We start from the raw sequence: 22957 nt of genomic DNA on the forward strand, positions 1-22957 counted from the left end.
TGCTACTCGAAATATTGACAAACGTATCCATATTGAGATTTTTCCTTTTTCAACGTGACCTATTTTGTCTTGATAAACATAGACTACTTTAGTTTGATATATCACTCCAAAGGCGTAAATTCCCGACTTAGCCATCGGTACATATCTATAAAATTTGTTTATGCTATTTTATAGATTTTTGCATCTCTTAAATTAAGACTTGCATTATAATCTCTATCTTCAACATACCCACAATCACAATTAAAAATTCTATCTTTAAGCTTTAAATCTTTTTTTATAGAACCACATTTATGACATAGTTTACTTGAAGGATAAAATCTATCAACAATTCTTAATTCTATACCCAAAGCATTGCATTTATTTGCTAATTTATTTCTAAATTCATTAAATTTCTGTTGTGCTACTGCTTTAGATAAATGCTTATTCCTCATCATTCCCTTAACATTTAAATCTTCTATCGTAATATAAGATGGTTTGTTTCTCACCACATTACTTACAACTTTATTTATATAATCAGTTCTTATGTTGTTAAGTCTTTGATAAAGTATTTGTACTTTAGCTATTTGTTTTTGGATATTTTGTCGAGTAGCTTCTCCCTTCTCTTTTTTATTTCTTATTTTTAAACTTTCATATTTCCTTGAAAGTCTTTTTTGCTCTCTTAATAATTTCTTTTCTAACTTCTTAACTCTTTGAGTTTTATTTATGTTTTTATAAATGATTTTATCGCTGCAAATAGCAAAATCTTTTATGCCCAAATCAACTCCTATACCTTGATTTGTATTTTTCTGTGGGATATTTTCTACATCTATTATTACAGACACATAATATCTATTTGCTTTCTTTGATATAGTTCCACTAATAACTTTTGAGCCTATTGGAATGTAACCATACTCCTTTAACCTTACGTTTTTTAATGTAGGTATCATTATTTTATGTCTATCCACTTTCCAATCGCCTTTATTATTCTTAGGAAAGTATAATTTAACATCACATTTATTTTTCTTTTTAAACTTAGGAAACTTAGCTTGACCTTTAAAAAACCTTTTATAAGCGGTTTCGGCATTTTGTATAGCTTTTTTTCTAGCTTTAGAACCGCAATTATTTATCCAAGAGTATTCATCTAAAACTTTGATTTCATTATTTATATACTTATCAAAATCATTGGCACTCATAAACACCTGTTTCTTATCAATGAATCCATCTTTGTATTTAGTATATAATTGATTGTTCGTTGATAAATATTCATTATATAGCCATCTACAAACTCCAATACTTTGATTGATTTTCTGTATTTGTTTTGTTGTTGGTTTTATCTCTACTTTGTAGGCTTTTAGCAATTTCTTCATCCCTTTTTATCTTTTTCTTATATTTTCTTAATCCGGAGATTCTACAACTAAAAACATGTAATATTGAAATTATATCTTGAACTAATTCTTCTTTCGATGAAAGCAATTCGTTATTTACAACTATTATTTTCACATTATATTTACTCAAAAATCGTTCAAACCAATCATATCCAAAGCGAATAAACCTATCTTTATGAGTTACTATAATAGAATCAACTTTATTTTCCATGCATTCTTCAATAAGTTTATTCCATTTTCTACGATTGTAATTCAATCCACTACCTATATCTTCAATTATTTCATCTACTATTATTCCTTTGGAAGATGTAAAGTTTAAAAGAAATTCTATCTGATTTTTTAAATCATCTTTTTGCCCATTAGTAGAAACTCTACTATAAATAATCGTCTTTCTATTATTGTTAGCACTATTGATACCTTTAAACTCTAAATACTGTTCGTAAGTATAATATCTTCTATCTGTTGGTGTTCTTTTTGCCTTTAATATGTTTTCTCTATCCCAACGTTGCAAGGTTTTTACACTCACTCCAAGTAACTCAGCAAAATCTTTTGGTTTGTAATTTGTTATGTGTTTACTGTTCATTAATATCACTCCTTGAGGATGTATTAACACTTTTAAACACATTCATCAATATTTTAATTGACTATATATTTCTCCTATAAAATATATATTGATAAAGTTTTAACTTTTGTTTTCATAAAAATACTAAATTAAGTATAACTCTTTATAAACCATAAATCTAATATATGTTTTTATATTTTTCTATAGATATAAACTATGAATTTACTTTAATTGAGTAGGAGGGGCTGTCACACTAAAACTTTTATACACAATATATTGTTTTAAAAAATAAAAATTAATACAATATATTGTAGTATTTATTCTTAATGCAACATCCCAATCCTCTCACACCACCGTGTCTACCGGCCTGGTACACGGCGGTTCTTTAAGTTTAATGAATTTTAATATACTGATATGTTAGGCTTTTCAAGCCTAAGTCCGTAACCTTCATCTCATATATCTGCTACATTTACTCCTAAAGTTTTGGGGAGTGTTGGATTTTGTTTTGTATTGCAAACTTGTCCGACTTTAGTAAGCCTTGTATGTAGTTCGTATCCCTCAGACCGAGACTTTGCCTCCGACTTCCTTCAGATTCCATCTCACGATGGACACCCTTGTCCTTGGCTAGTGGTTCCCACTACCAAGCCCACAACGGACTTTCACCGTCGAGTTGTTACCCATGCTGGTAACACAATTAAAAAGGCTGTGCATACTGCCACAACCTTTTTATTATAAAATATTATTTATTTTTAGTTATATAGTCTTCTAAAGCTTCCATAGCTAAAACATAACCTTTTTCACCAAATCCACACATTTGTCCTATACAAGCTGGAGCAGTCTTAGATTCTTTTCTAAATTCTTCTCTAGCATGTACATTTGAAATGTGAACTTCTACTGTTGGAATTCCTGTATTTCCTTTAATAGCATCATGTAAAGCTATGCTATAGTGAGTGTATGCACCTGGGTTTATAACAACACCATCAAATTTTTCAAAGTAAGCTCTTTGTAAGAAATCTATCATAGTTCCTTCACAATTGCTTTGAAGAAGAGTAACTTCATGCCCTCTCTTTTCTCCTTCTTCTTTTATATATTCACAAATTTCAGTAAAGCTCTTTGATCCATATATACCTTTTTCTCTAACACCTATCATGTTTATGTTTGGTCCATTTATTACCATGAATTTCATATCTATTTCCTCCTACATACATGCATGACTTCATCTAATTTCATATTTTTATTAATTAAACACCTACTCCTGCTAGTCGTAAGTGTATACTGTGTGTAACTTCAACTAACCAAATTAAAATTTGTAGTTTCAGTCAAGTTCGCTTTGCCAAATTAAAATTTGGAAGCTTACTTATCTCCAAATAAGAATTCTTTCATGTGATCTATTGGCATTTCTTGTCCTGTCCAGCACTTAAACGCTTCTGCACCTTGGAATAACATCATTCCTAATCCATTAATTGTTGGACATCCAACTTCTTCTGCTAATTCTAATAATCTAGTTTTAGCTGGTTGATATACAACATCACTTACTATAAGGTCAGGTCTTAACATATCCTTTTCTATATAAGTTTGTCCAACGTATGGTTTCATTCCCATTCCAGTACCATTTGTAAATATTACAGAATCAGCAATTTCAGCTCTTAAAGCTTCTTTATCTTCTAATCTAAATAATTTAGCTTTACAATTTGTTTTTTCATTTATTTTCTTAACTGTTTCTTCTGCTCTTGCAAAGAACTCATCATCTTGGTTGAATATTGAAAGTTCAGCTACTCCATCTAAAGCTGCTTGGATACAAATTGCTGTTGCTGCTCCACCAGCTCCAACTATAGTCATTTTCTTACCTATAACATCAAATCCTGCATCTTTTAATGATCTCATATAACCAACACCATCAGTTATGTGTCCAGTTAAAACACCATCATCATTTATAACTGTATTTACAGCTCCTGCAAGTTCTGCTGCTGGAGTTAATTTATCTAAATACTTATGAATAACAGTTTTGTTTGGCATTGATACATTACAACCTCTAGCTTGCATTGCTTTTAAACCTTTTACTGCATCTTCTAACCCATCACTTCCAACTTCAAATGCAAGGTATGCATAATCTAATCCTAAATGTCTAAATGCTTCATTATGCATCTTTGGTGAACTAGAATGTTTAATTGGTGTTGCTAATAATCCTATTAATGTAGTATAACCTGAAATACGATTTTCCATTGTATTCTCTCCTTTATATAAATAGCTTATTTATTTTATCTTAAACTATTGTTAGTCATTTTAATACGTCTTAATTTTCTTAAATAAAAAATAACGAACGTTAAATATTTAACACTTAATTCTCTTTTATTATATTCCACCCCTTAATAGTAATCCAATTGATTTTTATAGTATTATTTATAGATAAAAACTATATATTCATTATATTACATAAGTGTTCTTTATGGTTTATATTAATTATATATCTTTTAAATCAATTTATATTAACAAATTATTATAATATGTAAAAAATAATGATGAATTATTGATAATAATTTATCTAAATAATTCATCATTTATATATATTATGCTATTGATTCTTTATTTTTTCTAATCCATTTATAATATTTTTCTTGGCACTCTGCCGAACAAAAATTATTACCATTCCAATAATCAACATAGTTTGTATCAGAATTACACACACTACATTTTACTGTTTCCTTAACCTTCATTACATTGTATTTACTCATATTTAAATCATTAAATTTCATTTTTATTGCCCCCTTAATTAAATGAATTTAAATTATTTATATATATTTTATCACTTTTGCTTTTATTTAATAATACATTTTAATAGATATATTCTATAATTTTAATAGTTTTTTTCTATATATTTTAATTAAATTTCTTTTTAACTAAATATATATTTATAATATAAGTTAGTTAAATTATTGACATATTATTTTATCTAATATATATTTATCATAACGTTAAATGATTATATTCCATTAATAAAATATTAAACACTTAATTTTCAATTTTTAATAAACAACCTTTACATAAGTTGTTTATTAATAATATTTACAATATTGATTATTTGGAGATAATTTTATGAAATTTAATTTTACAAAAGGAAAAAACAATTCTACTGCGCTAGCTATAAGAATGTCAATATCACTTGTGCTAGCTTTAATTATTGGTATTACTTTTATACTAATTAGAGAATCATTAATTTCTAATGATAAGGTAGAAATTTGGAATACTATTAACAGTATATTATTTCAAGATATAACTACTGATGAAGGAAGAAATTCATTAGGATTATTTTATATATTAGGGCAATTATTTATTAATTGTCTTCAATTAATAATAATTCCAATGGTATTTTCATCAATAGCTCTTGCTATGTGCCATATTAGCGACACTAAAAAACTTGGAAGAATATCATATAAAACACTATTAAGCTTTTTAACAACATCTACATTTGCTTTAGCAACTGCATGTATATTTGGATTTATTGCTTATAAATTAGGATTTTTTAATGTTCATTTATCAACTAACGGAGCTACTTCTGTAACTACTGCTACAGGAAATAACCCTCTTTTATTAATACTTAATGCAATTCCAAATAACGTTGCTAACGTTATGACAAATAACTCAATGGTATTATCTATAGTATTTTTAGCTGTAGTTGTTGGGTTATGCATTAACACCTTAGGTGAAAAAATATTAGTTTTAAAAAACTTACTTATTGATATAAACAATATAATTAGTGTATTTTTATGTTTTATCATAACTAAATTTAGTCCATTTGCTGTTTTTGTATTAATTACAAGAACCTTTGCTGTATATGGTTTAGATCGTTTAAAACCAGCATTAGCATACATGATTACTGTTACAATTGCTTCAATTGTATTTTTAATAATTGCTTATCCACTATTTGTTTATTTATTAACTAGGTTAAACCCAATTACATTCATGAAAAAAGTTGCTAAAGTTGCTCTTTTAGGATTTTCAGCTGCTGCTTCTTCTGCAGCCTTATCATTAAATGAAAAAACAACTGTTGAAGAACTTGGAGTTGATAAAGATATTGCATCTTTTGTACTTCCACTTGGTATGACTATTAATATGAATGGTACTGCAATAATGCAAGTAATAGCTGCAATTTTTATTGCTGCTAGCTCAGGTTATACTCTTACTATTCAAAATATAATATTAATAGCAGTTTTAGCATTAATAGCTTCTATAGGTACACCATCTGCACCTGGTTCATCATCAATAATACTTTTTACAGTATTAACAGGAATGGGGTTTAACAATGAAGCTACACTTATAGCTTATTCATTAATTATTGCTATAAACAGACCTATAGATATGCTTATAACTTGTTTAAATGTAATTGGAGATTCTGCAACTGCAGTAGTTGTAGCAAATTCTGAAGGTTGCTTAAATAAAGAAATTTATAATTGTTAATATTAAAAGGAATATATAAACTTTAATATAGATACTCCTTAATTTTATTTATTATTGTATAATATAAATATTATTATTTTTAAACTGAAAGGAGAATTATTAATGAAAGAATTAGAAACTAGAGTAGTGGATATTGATGTTGATGACATTAGAAATAAAATGGAATCTTTAGGTGCAATTAAAGTTAAATCTGAAGATCAAGTTAATGAAATATACGACTTTGAAGATGGTAGACTTTTAGATAATAAAGGCTATGCTAGGGTTAGAACTACTACTGATAGGCTTACTGGAAAAGAAACTGTATTTATGACTACTAAAAAAATGTTAAGTCAAGGTACATTTAAAGTCATGGAAGAAAATGAAACTATTGTTGAAGATGGTGAAATGGCTAAAAAAATATTTAAATCTTTAGGACTTGTTCTTCAAGAGTCTATTTCTAAATATAGAGAAAGCTATAAACTTAATGATTCTTTAATTGAAATTGATATTAATGACAAGAGCTTCTGTCCTTTCCCTTATTTAGAAATTGAAACTTCTTCTGAGGAAAAACTTGAGGAAATTTTAAAATTACTTGGATATACTTTAGCTGATACTACATCTAAGACTATTTATGAAATTCTTGCTGAAAGAGGAATTGAAGGAAAAATCAAAGGAAGATAAATCCAATTATAAATTATAATTTTACTACTTTTATAAAAAAATGAGTATATTTAGATTTATTTTATCCAATTCTAATATACTCATTTTTTATATGTTTTACTTTATACTTCTAAATTCAAAACCTTGGCTTTGTAAATATTCAATTATTTGTGGAAGTGCTTTCACTGTTTCTTCTTTTCCATATGTATCATGCATTAATAATACAACACTATCTGCATCTGGCCCTAAAGCTTTAACACTTTCCTTTGCACATTGTACTAATTGATCTGCATTTTTCTTTGCTCCTTCAGCATCTTTATTTAATGCATTCCAATCTACATTATAATATTTATTTTGCTCTAATGCTTCCTTCATTGCAGTACGACCTTCCCATGACCAATATCCACCAGGGAATCTGATAACTCTTGTTGAAAAATCTTTTCCTAATACTGCCTTCATTGCATTTTGGCTTTTTTCAAGATCAGATAAAATGTTTTTTACATTCATAACTCTACCTGGATATAAATATGAATAATCATGACCATATGTATGATTTGCTATTGCATGTCCTCTTTTAACTTCTTCTTTTAATATATCCTTTGCTCCTTCATTTGCATCTATTGAGCTACCTAAAACAAAGAATGTTGCTTTAATATTATATTTATCTAATATATCTAATATTTTTGGTGTATTTGTTGTTGATGGTCCATCATCAAAAGTTAAATATGCAACTTTTTTTCCATCAGTTCTAACTGGATAATGTTTTGTTCCATTTAAAAGTCCCTTTGTATTTTCAGCTACCATAACACCATCATCTGCATTAGGATCTTCTTCATAAGATAAATAACCACTATTATCTAATTTAGGTGTATCTACCTTGTCCTTATTATATTCATTATTTGAATTGTTTTTATCTTCCTGTTCTTTTAAACTATTACTACTTGTTCCATCTTGATTTTCAACTTTTGGATTAGTTTGAAGATTATTAACTCTCTTCTTAGCAAGCTTACTTCCTAAAAATATAGCTGCTATGATTAAAACACAAGTTATTAAAATAAGGATAAATTTTTGTTGATTTTTAATTTTTCTATATGATTTTCTCTTTTTTTCCATAACTTATTTCGTCCTCTCATTTTTAATATTTATTAAAATTATAATTTTATTTTATAAACAATTTATCTTTAATATTAATATATAGTATAATACTACCTAAATTTGTTACAAAAGTATTACAAATTTTCTTCAACTTTCATAATAATTTTTTATTTTTTCTTTAAATTAAATCATGCAAAAAATATTATATCATATTTCCCTATATTACTCTATTTTTTTCTTTTATTTTTAATAAATTTTATTAAAAAACTACTATCACAATTGTCATATGGATGTATGAATTTTATAGTTTTAAATATTGAAATCCATTTATATACTAATTTTACTACTTCAAAAATTTATATTATCTATATACAAAAAAGATAACTAATCTTATAAAAATATATAAAAATTAGTTATCTAAATTCTTTATTATTATACTTTGTAATATTTATATATGTATTTTCTTATTTATCCCCTAAGCTTTTTGCTCATTTTAAATAAATTAATTTAATTTTTATTATACAGCCTTATTACTTAATATTTTACTTAAATTTTTTATTTCATTTACTTCTGTTAAAACGCCTCTTATATTTGCAAAAATTATCTTATTATCAATTTCATTTGAAGCTTTTATATTTTCCTCTATCTTTTTAATAACTTCATTAATATTTACATTATTTATATTCGGTAACACTTTTAAATAATCATTTAAATAGCTTATATCATTATTTTCATTCTTCTTAATTCTTATTAGTGTATATAATTGATAAATATCAATTATTAAAATTCTCATTTTATTAAAATAATCTGTATAATCTTCTTTAATATAATCTGCATTATTAACTGCTAATCTTTCCTCTATCATAGTAGTTACAAGTAATAATGTATCCATTTCATGAGTACTATTGTTTTTATCTAAGCTTTCCTTGTAAACATTATTTAACATTTCATAAATAACTTGTTTGTATGTACCTAATAATTCTTCATTTGCATCCTTCATTTTTACTGGTAATACAAGTCTATTAATAATAACAGCTATTATAATACCAAATATAACAAATGTTATTCTATCCATAGTTATCATTATAGCTCCACTAGTCATAGCAGCAGTACCAATTGCAGATATTGTTGTATAAATAGTTCCATATCTATATGTTGATGTATATGATCTTAAATAACCAGCTACCATTAATATTAACATTCTAATTGTTGCATTTTTAAATATTGTAAATGATATAACTACTATAGCTCCACCAACTAAGGTTGCAAATATCCTGTCCCTTAGCTTTTTTTGTGCTAATTCATATATAGGAATTATTATTGCAAATGCCGTAAAGTATATCCATCTTCCTTCTGCAAACTTAAAATAATCTGCAATAAAAGCAGAAATAGTTATTCCTAATGATAATCTAATAGCATAAGAAAACTTCACTGATTTTGTATAAAATTCTCTTTTATGAATATTAGCCATCTTATATTCTTCTGGTATATCATTACTTGATTTTATCTTATTATAATTTTCTTTCCCCAATAATTTTAACTCTTCTAACGCTAACTTTAACCTATCAATAGTATTTAATATTCTTAATTCCACTAAATCATTTATATTTTCTCTCTTATAATTATTTAGTATTTTACTTATAACATTATCAATATCTTTTAACTCATCCTCTTTACCTAAACTACGTTTTAATTCTTGTAAACAAATTTGTAAATCATTTGTAATTTTCTTATTTTTAATATTACTTTCTAATAGAATTGATAATTTTTCTAAAATTATTACTATATTTAATTTTAATCTACCTTCTTCTGTTACATAAAAATCATCTTTTCTACTATCATAAACAATTTTTCTAAAAGAGTTAGCATCACTTTTTATTGCATCATTTATTTCTTCATTACTGCCAGTATTATTTATTTTTTTTATAATATTATCACAAATACTACCTATCAATTTATTTCCAGATTTAGTAGTCTTATTTTTATTAATTGCAAATTGAATTAATATAATTCCTACTGGAGCAACTAAAAGTGAAAGCATTCTCATTGGCAATTCAGCTTTAGTAATAGGAGTAGCTAATAAAAACATATATTGTAATATAAATGGTAAATATACCGCTGTTTTCAAATTATAATAAAATGTATATGTTAATATAAAAACCCCTATAAAGTTTATTGGTATAGCTAACCAAATATTAAGGTTTGCTATATATGTAAATATACCTATTCCTAAATTTATTATAAGTAACTTTAAAAAATTTCTTCCTGGTGAAACTGTAAGATTAATTTGTGTAAGCATTAAAATTGCAGTTATTCCCATTACTCCAATAAGTATATTTTTATCTCCAAAAATCATCCTAAATGTTATTACAAATGCCATTATAAAAACATATAAAATGGTTTGTGATATAATAAATTGCTTAGTTATTTTTATTTTTCCAGCCAAAATAATATCTTCCTTTCATAGTAAATATACCAAATTTAAATATTAATAATACTTTTTATATATTATTATCTTATATTTATATAATTATTAGTTTTTTATTTTTATATAAAAAATGAGTAACTTTAAGCTCATTTTATAACATCAATTTCGTAACTTTAAATTTTAAAATATATTCATATTGCTAAACTTATATCTTCAAAATTTTATATTTTTCTAGACTTTAAAAAAGCTTATTATTTCTAATTAAATAACCAACTTTTTTCAAAATAAATATCATAATTTTTCTCTTCTCAAAGAAGACTTAATAAACAATTCTTGTAATGTTTCACTATCACCAGTTTCTAAACAATTCTTAATTTTATCTAATTCAACTTCAAAATTATAAATTGCTTTAAGTAAATTCTCCTTATTTCCTAAAAATAATTGACTCCATAAGGATTCATTAATATTAGCAATCCTAGTTAAATCTCTATAACTATCACCTATAAATTCACCTGTATTTCTTCCATCAATATCACTATTTATAAGTGCTACTGCTAATACATGAGGTAATTGACTAGTAAATGATATTATTTCATCATGATACTTTGGAGATATTTTCTTAATATGCTTAAACCCCATCTTATATGCTAATTCTTCAATTAAATTTAAGTTTTCATCTTTATTTTTATCTGTAACAGTAATTAAAAAATTTGCACCTTTAAAAACTTTATTAGTTGCATAATCTATACCTTTTTTTTCTCTTCCTGCCATTGGATGTGCAAAAATAAAATCAACTTCTTTTGGCAATATTTTAGCTATTTCATTTATAAATAACTGCTTAATGCCTGTTACATCTGTAATTATTACTCCACTTTTAAAATTTTCTTTATTATTTATAATAAAATTCTTTACTAAATTAGGATAAATGGCTAAAACAATTAAATCAGCACTTTTGATTATTTCATTTTCATTTTTATAACCCTCTTTAATAATTCCTAGTGCTTTCGCCTTTTTTAATGTTTCTACATCTTTATCTACACCATAAACATCAGTATATCCAGCGTCCTTAAGTGCCATTGCATATCCCCCTCCAATAACACCAAGACCTACAATAACTATTTTCATAATTTCACCCCCATTTGTAGTTAGTAGTTTGTAGTTATTTGTGAAATTCAGCTTAAGTTGAATTTCTTTAATTTATATTTTCAGAAACTCCCCAAGGAGTTTCATCCTTAACTACTAACTACTAACTTGCTCCTAATTAAAAACTAATTTATAAAACTTTTCCTTCTATTTCAGCTAAAGTTTTTACTTTTTTCATTACTTTATCAAATAATTCTGGCTTAAGTGATTGTTGACCATCACTTAATGCACATTGTGGATTATTGTGAACTTCTATCATAAGCCCATCTGCTCCTACAGCTATTGCTGCTTTAGCTAATGGTTCTACTAAATACCAATATCCTGCTGCATGACTTGGATCAACTATTACTGGTAAATGCGATAATTTTTTAATTACTGGTATAGCACTTAAATCTAAAGTATTTCTAGTGTATGTTTCATAAGTTCTTATTCCTCTTTCACAAAGAATAATATTTTCATTTCCACCAGCCATTATATATTCAGCACTCATAAGCCATTCTTCAATAGTAGCAGATAATCCTCTCTTTAATAAAATTGGCTTATTTGTTTTACCTAACTCCTTTAATAAATCAAAGTTTTGCATATTTCTAGCACCAACTTGAATTACATCAACATTATTTACAAATTCATCTATATATTTAGGAGACATTATTTCTGTAACTATTGGTAACCCCGTTTCTCTTTTTGCTATCTTTAATAACTCTAATCCTTCAAGTTCTAATCCTTGGAAGCTATAAGGTGATGTTCTTGGTTTAAATGCCCCTCCCCTTAAAAAGTTTGCTCCTGATTTCTTTATTGATTTAGCAATTTCAATTATTTGTTCTTCACTTTCAACAGAACAAGGCCCTGCCATTATTCCTAAATGATTTCCTCCAACTAACGTTCCATCAACATTAACTATTGTGTCATTTGGCTTAAATAATCTATTTGCTTTCTTAAATGCTTCTTCAACCTTTAAGATTTTATCAACACCATTAAAAGATAATATTTTATCAGGATCAACAGCTCTAGTTTCTCCAACCACACCTATAATACAAAAAGTTGCTCCTTGAGAAAGATTAACTCCTAATCCATGATTAATTAATTCATTTTTTACAGCCATCACTTCATTTTGACTACACTTAGGATTCATTACTATTACCATTTCTACCGTACCTCCATACTTCATTTAGTTTGTAGTTAGTAGTTTGATGTTGAAATTCCTTATGGAATTTCTTAAATCTTATTTTTTAAAATTCAGCAAAAGCTGAATTTTTTCCTTAACTACTAACTATTAACTCCTAATTACTAACTATTTCTAAGTTTTGCTATTTTATCTACTATTTCGTCCAAGCTTCCTGTATTTTCAACTCTATAATCACAATATTTTTTATATAAATCATATCTTTCATCATATAATTTATATAAAACTTCCTTACCATTTGCTAATAGTGGTCTTTTTTCTACTTGTATATCACCTAATATATTTTCTACTGGCCTATCAATAAAAACAACTATTGAATTTTTCTTTAAATATTCTATATTTATAGATTTTTTTATAACTCCTCCACCAGAAGAAATAATTGTTTTACTTTTTTCACCAAGTACCTTACAAGTTTCTGTTTCTATATTTCTGAAATAATCTTCACCATTTCTAAATAATTCTATTATACTCTTTTGTTGCTTATTTTCAATATAAAAATCCATATCTACAAATTCATACTTCAATTTATCTGAAAGTAAATTTCCTACTGTAGTCTTTCCACACCCAGGTAACCCTATTAGTGTAATACTTTTCTCCATATCCTTCATCCCTCCACTTCCACTATTTAAACTCTTTAGATAAATCATCATATATATAATTTATCAATTCATTACTTATTTCTTTATCATTAAATATAGACTGACTTTTTACTGCTTGACCTACTAGCATAAGCAATCCACCTATAGCTACTTTTCCTTCCTCTTTTGCAAATTGAAGAAATTTAGTTTTCATTGGATTGTATACTAGGTCTACAACTACTTCAAAATTTTTAATTACTTCCTTATTTACTGCAGAATCATAAATTTTAGGAAACATTCCAACAGGAGTCGTATTAATAATTAAATAACCTTTTATATTAATTAAGTCATTATAGTTTATAATACTTATTTTTTTATTATCTTTATTTAAATTAATATTTTTAGGATTTCTACTTACTATATATATTTTTTCTACATCATTATCAAGTAAATAAGTAATAACAGCCTTACATGCTCCCCCAGCTCCTAACACAACTGCAGTTTTATTTTTTATACTTATATTTTTGCTTTTAAGCATAATATGAATTCCAAAATAATCAGTATTATATCCATATAATTTGTTATCCTTAAGCATTACAGTATTTACAGCCCCTATTCTAGCTGCTTCATCTGAAATATTATCTAAATACTTAATTATACTTTCTTTATATGGAATTGTAACATTAAAGCCTTTTATCTTAAGTAATTTTATAGCATTAACAAAATCACCTAATTTATCATTTGGAATTTCAAATAATTTATATGCACCTTCAGTATTGTTTTTTTCTAATATTATTTTATTAATCCTTGGTGATAAGCTATGTTCCAACCTTTCACCTAATAATCCATAGAATTCCATTTAAGAACACCCCCTTTAATAGTTTCAAGTTTCAAGTTTCAAGTGACAAGTTTAGGTATAAATTCAACTTACGTTGAATTAAAAAATCTATCTAAGAATCCTTATTAGTTTCTTCATTAGCCTATCACTTATCACTGATTTTACGTTTAATATTTAAACTTGTCACTTGCCACTTATCACTTGAAACTTGCTCTTCTCCTAACTATTAACTAATTTATAGCTTCCTAGTAATTTAAAGTATTCACTATTTTCTTCAATTAATTTAATTGCTTTTTTAACATCTTCATTTTCTATATTACCTTCAAAATCTACATATAATAGATATTGCCAAAGTTCACTTTTACTTGGTCTAGATTCTATTTTTAGCATATTAATATTATTTTCTGCAAAGTGCCTTAATAAGTTATATAAAGTACCAGATTTATCATCTAATGAAAATACAACTGTAATTTTATTGCATTCTTTTGATGATTCTAATTCTTTACCTATAATAATAAATTTTGTTTGATTATCATCTTTATCATTTATTTTCTCTTGAATTACATCTAAATTATATATTTTAGCTGCTCTTAAGCTTGCAATTGCTGCCTTAGATTTATCATTTAATTCTGATATATACTTAGCACTAATTGCTGTATTGTGAAATGGAATAAGTTTTAATTTATTATTATTACTTAAAAACTCTCTACTTTGTTCAAATCCTTGAGGATGTGAGTAAATTTCCTTTATATCACTAATTTTAGTTCCTTTTACCCCAATTAAATTTTGATTTATTTTTATGCACTCTTCCCCGACTATATAAAATCCATACTTAACTAATAAATCATACACATTTGTAATTGCCCCTGTATATGAATTTTCTATAGGTAATATTCCATAATCTATTTTATTACTTTTTAATGCTATAAATACCTCTTCAAATTCTTCATAATTAGTATTTTTATGATTTTCTCCAAAGTATTTAATCATAGCTTCTTCACTAAAAGAACCCTTTACACCTTGATAACCAATTTTAATATTACTTAAATTCTTTTTATTAGTATTAACTGAAATGTTATCATTTATTTTATTTATTATGTCATAATTGTTTTCTTCAAAAACTTCTTCTTGAAGACTTCTGCTTAATGTCATTAAATTATTAAAAAAACTTTCTGTAAGCTTTGAATATTCCTTATTGCTTAATCTAGCAACATTTTTCTTTATAACTTCAATTTCTCTTGCTTCATTAAATATTGGCATATTATTTTCAATTTTATACTTTGCTACATTAATTGCTATATTCATTCTTTTTTCAAATAACTTAACTAACTCTTCATCTATATTATCAATTTCTCTTCTACACTCTAAAAGATCCAAAGCAACGTTCTCCCCTCTTATTCGTAATTAGTTTCAAGTGACAAGTGATAAGTTTAGGTATAAATTCAGCTTATGCTGAATTTAATAAAATATATTCTAAGAAACTCCCCAAGGAGTTTCACCCTTAACTTGCCACTTGTCACTTGAAACTTGCCACTTAAAACTTTGTCACTTTAAACTAACTATTCATCAGTTCTGTTATTCCAATTGCTGCTACTGCTTCTATAACTGGAAGTGCCCTTTGTACTATGCAAGGATCATGCCTTCCTTCTATGCATAAAGTTGTTTCTTCCATAGTTACTATATTAACAGCATTTTGCTCCTTAAATATTGAAGCTGTTGGCTTTATTGCTACATTAAATATTATTGGCATTCCATTAGTAATTCCACCCAAAATACCACCATTATTATTAGTTTTTGTTTTAATATTTCCATTTTCTAAGTAATATTCATCATTTGCTTCTGATCCCCTCATTTTAGAAATATCAAATCCTTTTCCAAACTCAATTCCTTTAACTGCTGGTACCGAAAACATTAAATGAGCTAATGTTGATTCTACTGAATCAAAAAATGGATCTCCAATACCTGGACTTACCCCTAAAATAGCACATTCTATAGTTCCTCCAATAGAATCTCCACTACTTCTTGCGCTTAAAATTTCTTGTCTCATTTCATCTTCTAATTTAGTATTAATTAATGGCAGTTCCTTTTCTTTAAATGAATTTAATAATTCATCACTTATATCACTTTCTAAAAAACTAAAATCTTTTATTTTTCCTATTGAATTAATATGTGCTGAAACTATTATTCCTTTTACTTCTAATATTTGCTTACAAATAGCTCCTGCAAAAACTAATGGAGCAGTTATTCTTCCTGAAAAATGTCCTCCACCCCTATAATCATTAAAACCTTTGTATCTTACAGCTCCTGTATAATCTGCATGACCTGGTCTCATTACATCTTTAAGTTTTGAATAATCCTTAGACTTTGTATTTGAATTTCTTATTATTGCACATAATGGTGTTCCTGTAGTTTTTCCTTCAAAGTATCCACTTAATATCTCTGGAGTATCTGATTCTTTTCTTGGTGTTGATAACGAACTTTTCCCTGGTGCTCTTCTTGCCATCTCCATCATTATCTTATCCATATCAATAGAAAATCCTGCAGGAAGCCCATCAATAGTTATTCCAATTGCATTTCCATGAGATTCTCCAAAAATAGATAATTTTATTTTACTTCCCCACATTCCACTCATGAATATTTCCTCCTAAAGTTTTAAAATCTTCAAAGAAATTTGGATAAGATTTGACTATACATTCATAATCCTTTATTATTATAGGCTCATTACACTTTGTAGAAGCAATTGCTAAAGTCATTGCTATCCTATGATCATTATGGCTCCATACTTCTACTCCACCTTGTAATTCACTTACTCCTGTTACTACTAATCCATCTTCTTTTTCAATTATCTTTGCACCTAATTTATTTAATTCCATTGTAACTGCAGCAAGCCTATCACATTCCTTTATTCTTAATCTTCCTGCATTTATTATTTCAGTAGTTCCTTCTGATAAAGCTGCTACTGCTGTTAATACTGGTATAATATCTGGGCATTGACTACCATCAATTATTGTGTTAACTAATTTCTCTTTTAATATTGCTTTTACACCTTTATCACTTGCAGTAAATTCAACATTCATTCTTTTTAAAATATCTATTACTTCTTTATCTCCTTGAAGGGACTTTAAATCTAAGTCTTTACATAATACATTATTGCCTAGTGCATCTGCACATAAGAAAAATGCAGCTTGTGAATAATCTCCTTCAACCCTGTAATTTCTTGCATTGTATCTTTGATTTCCCTTTATAACAAATTCTCTATAATCATTATTTATTACTTCAATTCCAAAATCACTCATAGCTTTTAATGTTAAATCAATATATCCCTTTGATTCCATTTTTGTTGTAATAGTAATTTTAGAATCTGAATTTAATAATGGCAATGTAAATAATAATCCTGTTATAAATTGTGAACTTACATTTCCTTCAACTTCAAAATTACCTGGCTTTAGTTTTCCATTTATAATCAAATTAAGATTTCCCTCTTCACAAGAATATTCAATTCCTTGATTTTCAAAAATGTTATAATAAGTTGTTAATGGTCTCTTACCTAAGTTTCCTTTTCCTACAAACTTACTTTTACCACTAAACAACATTGATATAGGAACTAAAAATCTTAAAGTTGATCCCGATTCATTGCAATTTATAATTCTAAACTCATTATTTTCTTTATTACTTTTATATATTCCAACTATCTCTAAGTAATCATCATACTTTACTATTGATGCACCCAAAGCTTTCATTCCTTCAATAGTTGCTATTATATCATCTGAATAATCTATATTTTCTATTATACTTAATCCATCACTTAAAGCTGCACAAATAATTGCCCTATGTGCCATACTTTTAGATGGTGGTATTTTAACTTCTCCATTTAATTTTGATGGAGTTATCATTAAATTTGCCATAACTATATCTCCCCTTGCTTTAGTTAGTTTCAAGTGATAAGTTTAGAGTGACAAGTTAAGGTATAAATTCAGCTTATGCTGAATTTAAAAAATATATTTCAGAAACTCCTTAGGAGTTTCATCCTTAACTTGCCACTTGTCACTTGCCACTTGCCGCTTGTCACTTAAAACTATCTAACTCCTAACTAAAAAAGCTTATTGTTGTTTTATATATTTCTGAATTTCCTATTTCTTTTAATACAATAATATTTAAGTCATTTCCCATTTTCTTTTTATCTAAATTAATTGCTTCTAATAATTCTTTTAAATTAACATTTACTTCATAAGGAAGATTATATTTAATCAATATATCTTTTATTTTTTCAGCTGTTTCCTTTTTAGTTAATCCCTTTTCTTCACTTATTTTAGTTATCATATACATTCCAATTGCAACAGCTTCACCATGAGTATATTTTTCATAATTATAATATTGTTCTATTGAATGTCCCAATGTATGCCCAAAATTTAAAAGCATTCTTTCGCCTTTATCTTTTTCATCTCTTTCCACAACTTGTCTTTTAATATCACAACATTTATAAATTACTTCTTCCATATTACTCATTAACTGTTCATTATCTTTCATTTTATATAAAAATTCAAAAAAGTTACTATCTTTTATACATCCATATTTTATTACTTCACCCATTCCATCAGCAAAGAATTTATCATTTAATGTACTTAGTACTTGCGGATCTATTAATACACATTTTGGATGATAAAAGCTTCCAACTAAATTTTTTCCTCTTTCTAAATCTACAGCAACTTTACCTCCAACACTACTATCCACTTGTGCTAAAAGTGATGTTGGTATTTGTATAAAGTCTATTCCTCTTAAATATGTAGAAGCAGCAAATCCAGCTAAATCTCCTATAACCCCTCCACCTAATGCAATTATTAAATCACTTCTAGTTAGATTAAAATTTAAAAATTCATTATAAATATCAGGTAATGTATTAAAACCTTTTGTTTTTTCTCCTGGTTCTAAAGATAGCAATTTAACTTCAAAGTTTTTGTTTTTTAATGAAAATAAAACCTTATCTCCATAATATTTACTTACATTATGGTCAGTAATTATAAATATTCTTTTTCCTTTGTAAACCTTACTAACTTCTTCTCCAACTCTATTAATAATTCCCTTTTCAATTATTATAGGATAACTTTTTTCCTTTAAATCAATTACTAATTCCATTGCATGACCTTTCTAATATTAATCATTACTGTATTTCAAATTAAAAATTTTTATACAGCTAGTATTTTATATTTTCCTCTAATTATACTATTTAAAAATTAATATTTCATAATTTTATATAAAATAATAAATTTGATATATTTGAAGGAAAAATGAAAATTTTTTAAATTATATAAAAATTAATATTTCCATTCTCCCTCTCTTAACAACCTCAATTACTATATTTCACGTCCAATAGCTGCTGCAATAAGCTTTAACTCTTCCATAAGTTTTGCAAATACCTCTGGCTTAATTGATTGTTGCCCATCACATAATGCCTTTTGTGGGTCATTATGTACTTCTATTATAAGTCCATCTGCCCCTACTGCTACTGCTGCTTTAGCTAATGGTTCAACCATCCACCACTTACCTGCTGAATGACTTGGATCAATAACTACTGGTAAATGGCTTAACTTTTTAATAGCTGGTACTACACTTAAATCTAAGGTATTTCTTGTATATGTTTCAAAAGTTCTTATTCCCCTTTCACAAAGAATAACTTTTTCATTTCCTCCAGCCATAATGTATTCAGCACTCATTAAAAGTTCTTCTATTGTTGCAGATAATCCCCTTTTTAATAATATAGGTTTATCTATTTTACCTAACTCCTTTAATAAATCAAAATTTTGCATATTTCTTGCTCCAACTTGAATTATATCTGCCTTTTCAACAAATGTATCTATATCATATGGTGACATTAATTCTGTAACTATTGGTAAACCAGTTTCTGCCTTTGCTTCATTTAACAAATTTAATCCTTCATACTTTAATCCCTGAAAACTATATGGAGAAGTTCTTGGCTTAAATGCACCACCTCTTAAAAAACTTGCACCATATTTTTTTACTTCATTTGCAACTAAAGATATTTGTTCCTTACTTTCAACAGAACAAGGTCCTGCTATAATGGCAATTTTATTTCCACCAATTGTATGACCATTAACATCAATTACTGTATTTTCTGGATGAAATAATCTATTTGCCTTTTTGAAAGGTTCTTGAACCTTCATTACTCTTTCAACATAAGGATTTGCTTCAATGTATGATGAATCTATTTTAGTTGTATCTCCAACTAATCCTAAAATGCTCATTTCTGTTCCTATAACAGGATTAACAGTAACCCCTAATGCTTCTAGTTCCCCTGTTAATTTTTTTATTTCTTCTTTGCTTGTTTTTGGATTTAAAATTACTACCATAAAAATTGCCCCCCTATTTTTTAGTTACAAGTTTCAAGTTTTAAGTGACAAAGTTATGGATGAAATTCCTTTGGGAATTTCTTTAATTTATGTTTTAGAAACTCTCCAAAGAGTTTCATCCTTAAACTTGTCACTTATTACTTTTACTTAGTTTGTAGTTAGTAGTTAATGTTGAAATTCCTTTGGGAATTTCTTAAATTTATATTTTTAAAAATTCAGTCAAGCTGAATTTTTTCCTTAACTCCTAACTACTAACTCCTAACTACTAACTAATAATCCCTAACTAATAACTAAAAAAGAGAACCCTTAATGAGTTCTCTTTTATAAACTATTCTTTAAATACATATTTTAATTAATAAACTATATAAAAAGGTTCACTAAATACTCATTAGAAAAGATTTATATTTATTTTTGCAAAAGAAATAACCAGCACTAAAATAAAAGCCCCAGAATATAAAATAAAAAAATCTATTAAATTTTGCTATTAAATTCTTTTCTAATCCTTCCATAATAATATACCTCTTTCAAAATATTTTAATAATTAAATTACTTTTCTTTATATTAACTCAACCTCAACCACTTTGTCAATATTTTACAGTAATAAATAAATTCTTATTTTTTATAATATAGGTGCTAATAACCTTATTAGTGATTCTTTTATTTTTAATCTTTTAGATCGCTTATCATATTCTTCTTTTATTACTAATTTAGATTTTTCTTGGTCATTTAAAAATATGGCTTCTTGTTCCTTTGCTACATTTTCATTATAAATAAATGCATTAACTTCAAAATTCAATTTGAAACTTCTAATATCTAAATTAGCTGTTCCTATACTACATACTTGACCATCTGCAACTATTGTTTTTGAATGAATAAAACCATTTCCATATCTATATATTTTTACTCCATATTCAATTAACAAACCTATATTAGCACTAAGTATCCATTCCATAAAAAAGTGATCTGGTTTTCCCGGAACCATTATTCTTACATCAACCCCTGATAATGCTGATATTTTTAAAGCTTCTAACATAGGACTATCTGGAACTAAATATGGTGTTTGAATATAAACATAATTTTTAGCACTATTAATAATTTTCATATAAGAATTCTTAATATATTCTTCCATATGGTCAGGACCTGATGAAACTATCTGTATTCCTACATTACCTACCTTTTCAGGTTTTGGAAAATACATAAACATATTTCCCATATTTTCATTAGCAGCATAATCCCAATCTAATATAAATCTTTTATTAAGTTCATTAACGACTTCTCCTCTTACTCTAATATGGGTATCCCTCCAAAACTTAAATTGCTTTCCTCTATTTATATATTCATCTCCAACATTAAATCCACCTACATATCCTATTTTCCCATCAATTACAACTATTTTTCTATGATTTCTATAATTTACACGAGTATTGATATGTGGTAAAATTCCCGGAAAAAATACAGACATCTTTATTCCATAAGATTGAATTTCCCTAATGATTTTTTTTGTAATTGCTTTTGAACCCATGCCATCTATAAGTAACCTTACTTCTAATCCATCATCTACTTTTTTTCTTAATTCATTTATTAATGCCTTTCCAAGATTATCATATCTAAAAATATAATACTCAATATGTATAAAGCATTTTGCATTTTTTATATCTTCAAATAAATCTTTAAATTTATCCTCTCCATTAGTATAAGTCTTTACTTCATTTCCAATAGTATAAATAGCACCAGAATGATTGTAATTCATTAATATCAAATCTTCATAATTCTCATTTATTTCATTATCATCACTAAAATTTGATAATTCATTATCTCTCCTTAATTTATATCTCTTTATTTTATCAGCAAGTTTTTTTTCTCTAAATATTTTTTGTCTACTTAAATTTTGCCCTAATAGTAAATATAAAACTAATCCTATCCCTGGAAGTGCTATTAAAATCACAAGCCAAGCCCATGTAGTTGTAGGTTCTTTTCTCTCTATAAATATTAATGATAATGCAGATATTAAATTAATCAAAAAAAACATAATTATTAATAATATATATGCCATAAAATAAACCTTCCCTTAATTTAACTATTTATTTTTTTATTATACCCTATCCAGTTAATTTCTTCATTATTTTACTAATAATTGTATAATTTTTTTAATATTATTATTTATACCCCTTACAATATATAGAAATAACAAAAATTAATTTATAAAAAAATATTTTTTATTATCTTTTTATTATATTTACTTTTTAAACCTAAAAACATAGTAAAATTTAATATTTTTTGCAATTTTTCCTAAAATAAAAAACCATG

At 26.3% G+C, this 22957-nt stretch carries 19 protein-coding genes; 2 read left to right on the forward strand and 17 right to left on the reverse strand.

Translation table 11 applies throughout. From position 1 onward, the window contains the following. Positions 1–158: 158 nt before the first annotated feature. From ACUN06_RS11520 to ACUN06_RS11540, 5 genes are all read right to left on the reverse strand, one after another. Positions 159–1337 carry an RNA-guided endonuclease InsQ/TnpB family protein gene (locus ACUN06_RS11520; protein WP_449390277.1) on the reverse strand — a complete coding sequence of 393 codons (1179 nt, stop codon included), beginning with the start codon at positions 1335–1337 and terminating at the stop codon, positions 159–161. Continuing rightward, a complete protein-coding gene (locus ACUN06_RS11525; protein WP_449390278.1) occupies positions 1258–1932 on the reverse strand; it encodes an IS607 family transposase in 675 nt (224 codons plus the stop codon). Before ACUN06_RS11525 ends, ACUN06_RS11520 begins: the two co-directional genes overlap by 80 nt. A 733-nt stretch (positions 1933–2665) precedes the next feature. Further along, entirely contained in the window at positions 2666–3112 is a 447-nt protein-coding gene (aroQ, locus tag ACUN06_RS11530) for a type II 3-dehydroquinate dehydratase (RefSeq protein WP_291734009.1), read from the reverse strand. A gap of 167 nt (positions 3113–3279) precedes the next feature. Continuing rightward, the gene (locus tag ACUN06_RS11535; RefSeq protein ID WP_449389832.1) at positions 3280–4149 is read right to left on the reverse strand and encodes a shikimate dehydrogenase; all 870 of its coding nucleotides are present in this window, start codon (positions 4147–4149) and stop codon (positions 3280–3282) included. A 344-nt stretch (positions 4150–4493) separates the two neighbouring features. Beyond that, complete coding sequence (locus ACUN06_RS11540; RefSeq protein ID WP_291734005.1) at positions 4494–4679, reverse strand: hypothetical protein; 186 nt, start codon at positions 4677–4679, stop codon at positions 4494–4496. 340 nt (positions 4680–5019) lie between these two features. Between ACUN06_RS11540 and ACUN06_RS11545 the strand changes: the two genes are divergently transcribed. Together ACUN06_RS11545 and ACUN06_RS11550 are read left to right on the forward strand one after the other, a co-directional pair. Beyond that, positions 5020–6381 (forward strand): dicarboxylate/amino acid:cation symporter, encoded by a 1362-nt coding sequence (locus tag ACUN06_RS11545; protein WP_449389833.1) that lies wholly within the window; start codon positions 5020–5022, stop codon positions 6379–6381. 102 nt (positions 6382–6483) lie between these two features. Continuing rightward, a complete protein-coding gene (locus tag ACUN06_RS11550; RefSeq protein WP_291734000.1) occupies positions 6484–7041 on the forward strand; it encodes a class IV adenylate cyclase in 558 nt (185 codons plus the stop codon). A 96-nt stretch (positions 7042–7137) separates the two neighbouring features. Here the strand turns inward: ACUN06_RS11550 and ACUN06_RS11555 are convergent, their stop codons facing one another. From ACUN06_RS11555 to cls, 12 genes are all read right to left on the reverse strand, one after another. Further along, the gene (locus ACUN06_RS11555) at positions 7138–8133 is read right to left on the reverse strand and encodes a polysaccharide deacetylase family protein (protein ID WP_331893203.1); all 996 of its coding nucleotides are present in this window, start codon (positions 8131–8133) and stop codon (positions 7138–7140) included. A 499-nt stretch (positions 8134–8632) separates the two neighbouring features. Next, a complete protein-coding gene (locus ACUN06_RS11560) occupies positions 8633–10561 on the reverse strand; it encodes an FUSC family protein (RefSeq protein ID WP_294369283.1) in 1929 nt (642 codons plus the stop codon). A gap of 273 nt (positions 10562–10834) precedes the next feature. Further along, on the reverse strand, positions 10835–11668 hold the full coding sequence (locus tag ACUN06_RS11565) for a prephenate dehydrogenase (RefSeq protein WP_291733994.1): 834 nt from the start codon (positions 11666–11668) through the stop codon (positions 10835–10837). 148 nt (positions 11669–11816) lie between these two features. Further along, on the reverse strand, positions 11817–12830 hold the full coding sequence (aroF, locus tag ACUN06_RS11570; RefSeq protein ID WP_412345617.1) for a 3-deoxy-7-phosphoheptulonate synthase: 1014 nt from the start codon (positions 12828–12830) through the stop codon (positions 11817–11819). 143 nt (positions 12831–12973) lie between these two features. Further along, entirely contained in the window at positions 12974–13468 is a 495-nt protein-coding gene (locus ACUN06_RS11575) for a shikimate kinase (protein ID WP_291733992.1), read from the reverse strand. A gap of 22 nt (positions 13469–13490) precedes the next feature. Further along, positions 13491–14306, reverse strand: a complete 816-nt coding sequence (aroE, locus tag ACUN06_RS11580; protein ID WP_291733990.1) for a shikimate dehydrogenase — start codon at positions 14304–14306, stop codon at positions 13491–13493. A gap of 198 nt (positions 14307–14504) precedes the next feature. Continuing rightward, positions 14505–15662: a prephenate dehydratase gene (gene pheA, locus ACUN06_RS11585; RefSeq protein WP_449389834.1), complete on the reverse strand. Its 1158-nt coding sequence runs from the start codon at positions 15660–15662 to the stop codon at positions 14505–14507. A 178-nt stretch (positions 15663–15840) separates the two neighbouring features. Continuing rightward, positions 15841–16917, reverse strand: a complete 1077-nt coding sequence (gene aroC, locus ACUN06_RS11590; RefSeq protein ID WP_449389835.1) for a chorismate synthase — start codon at positions 16915–16917, stop codon at positions 15841–15843. Further along, positions 16895–18190: a 3-phosphoshikimate 1-carboxyvinyltransferase gene (aroA, locus tag ACUN06_RS11595; RefSeq protein WP_449389836.1), complete on the reverse strand. Its 1296-nt coding sequence runs from the start codon at positions 18188–18190 to the stop codon at positions 16895–16897. Before aroA ends, aroC begins: the two co-directional genes overlap by 23 nt. Positions 18191–18371: 181 nt before the next feature. Then, positions 18372–19418, reverse strand: coding sequence for a 3-dehydroquinate synthase (aroB, locus tag ACUN06_RS11600; protein ID WP_294125490.1), 1047 nt, complete (start codon positions 19416–19418; stop codon positions 18372–18374). Positions 19419–19636: 218 nt separating this feature from the next. Further along, positions 19637–20650: a 3-deoxy-7-phosphoheptulonate synthase gene (gene aroF / locus ACUN06_RS11605; protein WP_291731672.1), complete on the reverse strand. Its 1014-nt coding sequence runs from the start codon at positions 20648–20650 to the stop codon at positions 19637–19639. A 619-nt stretch (positions 20651–21269) separates the two neighbouring features. Beyond that, complete coding sequence (gene cls, locus ACUN06_RS11610) at positions 21270–22703, reverse strand: cardiolipin synthase (RefSeq protein ID WP_331893207.1); 1434 nt, start codon at positions 22701–22703, stop codon at positions 21270–21272. Positions 22704–22957 lie beyond the last annotated feature (254 nt).

The organism is Clostridium sp. ETTB3 (assembly GCF_053571985.1).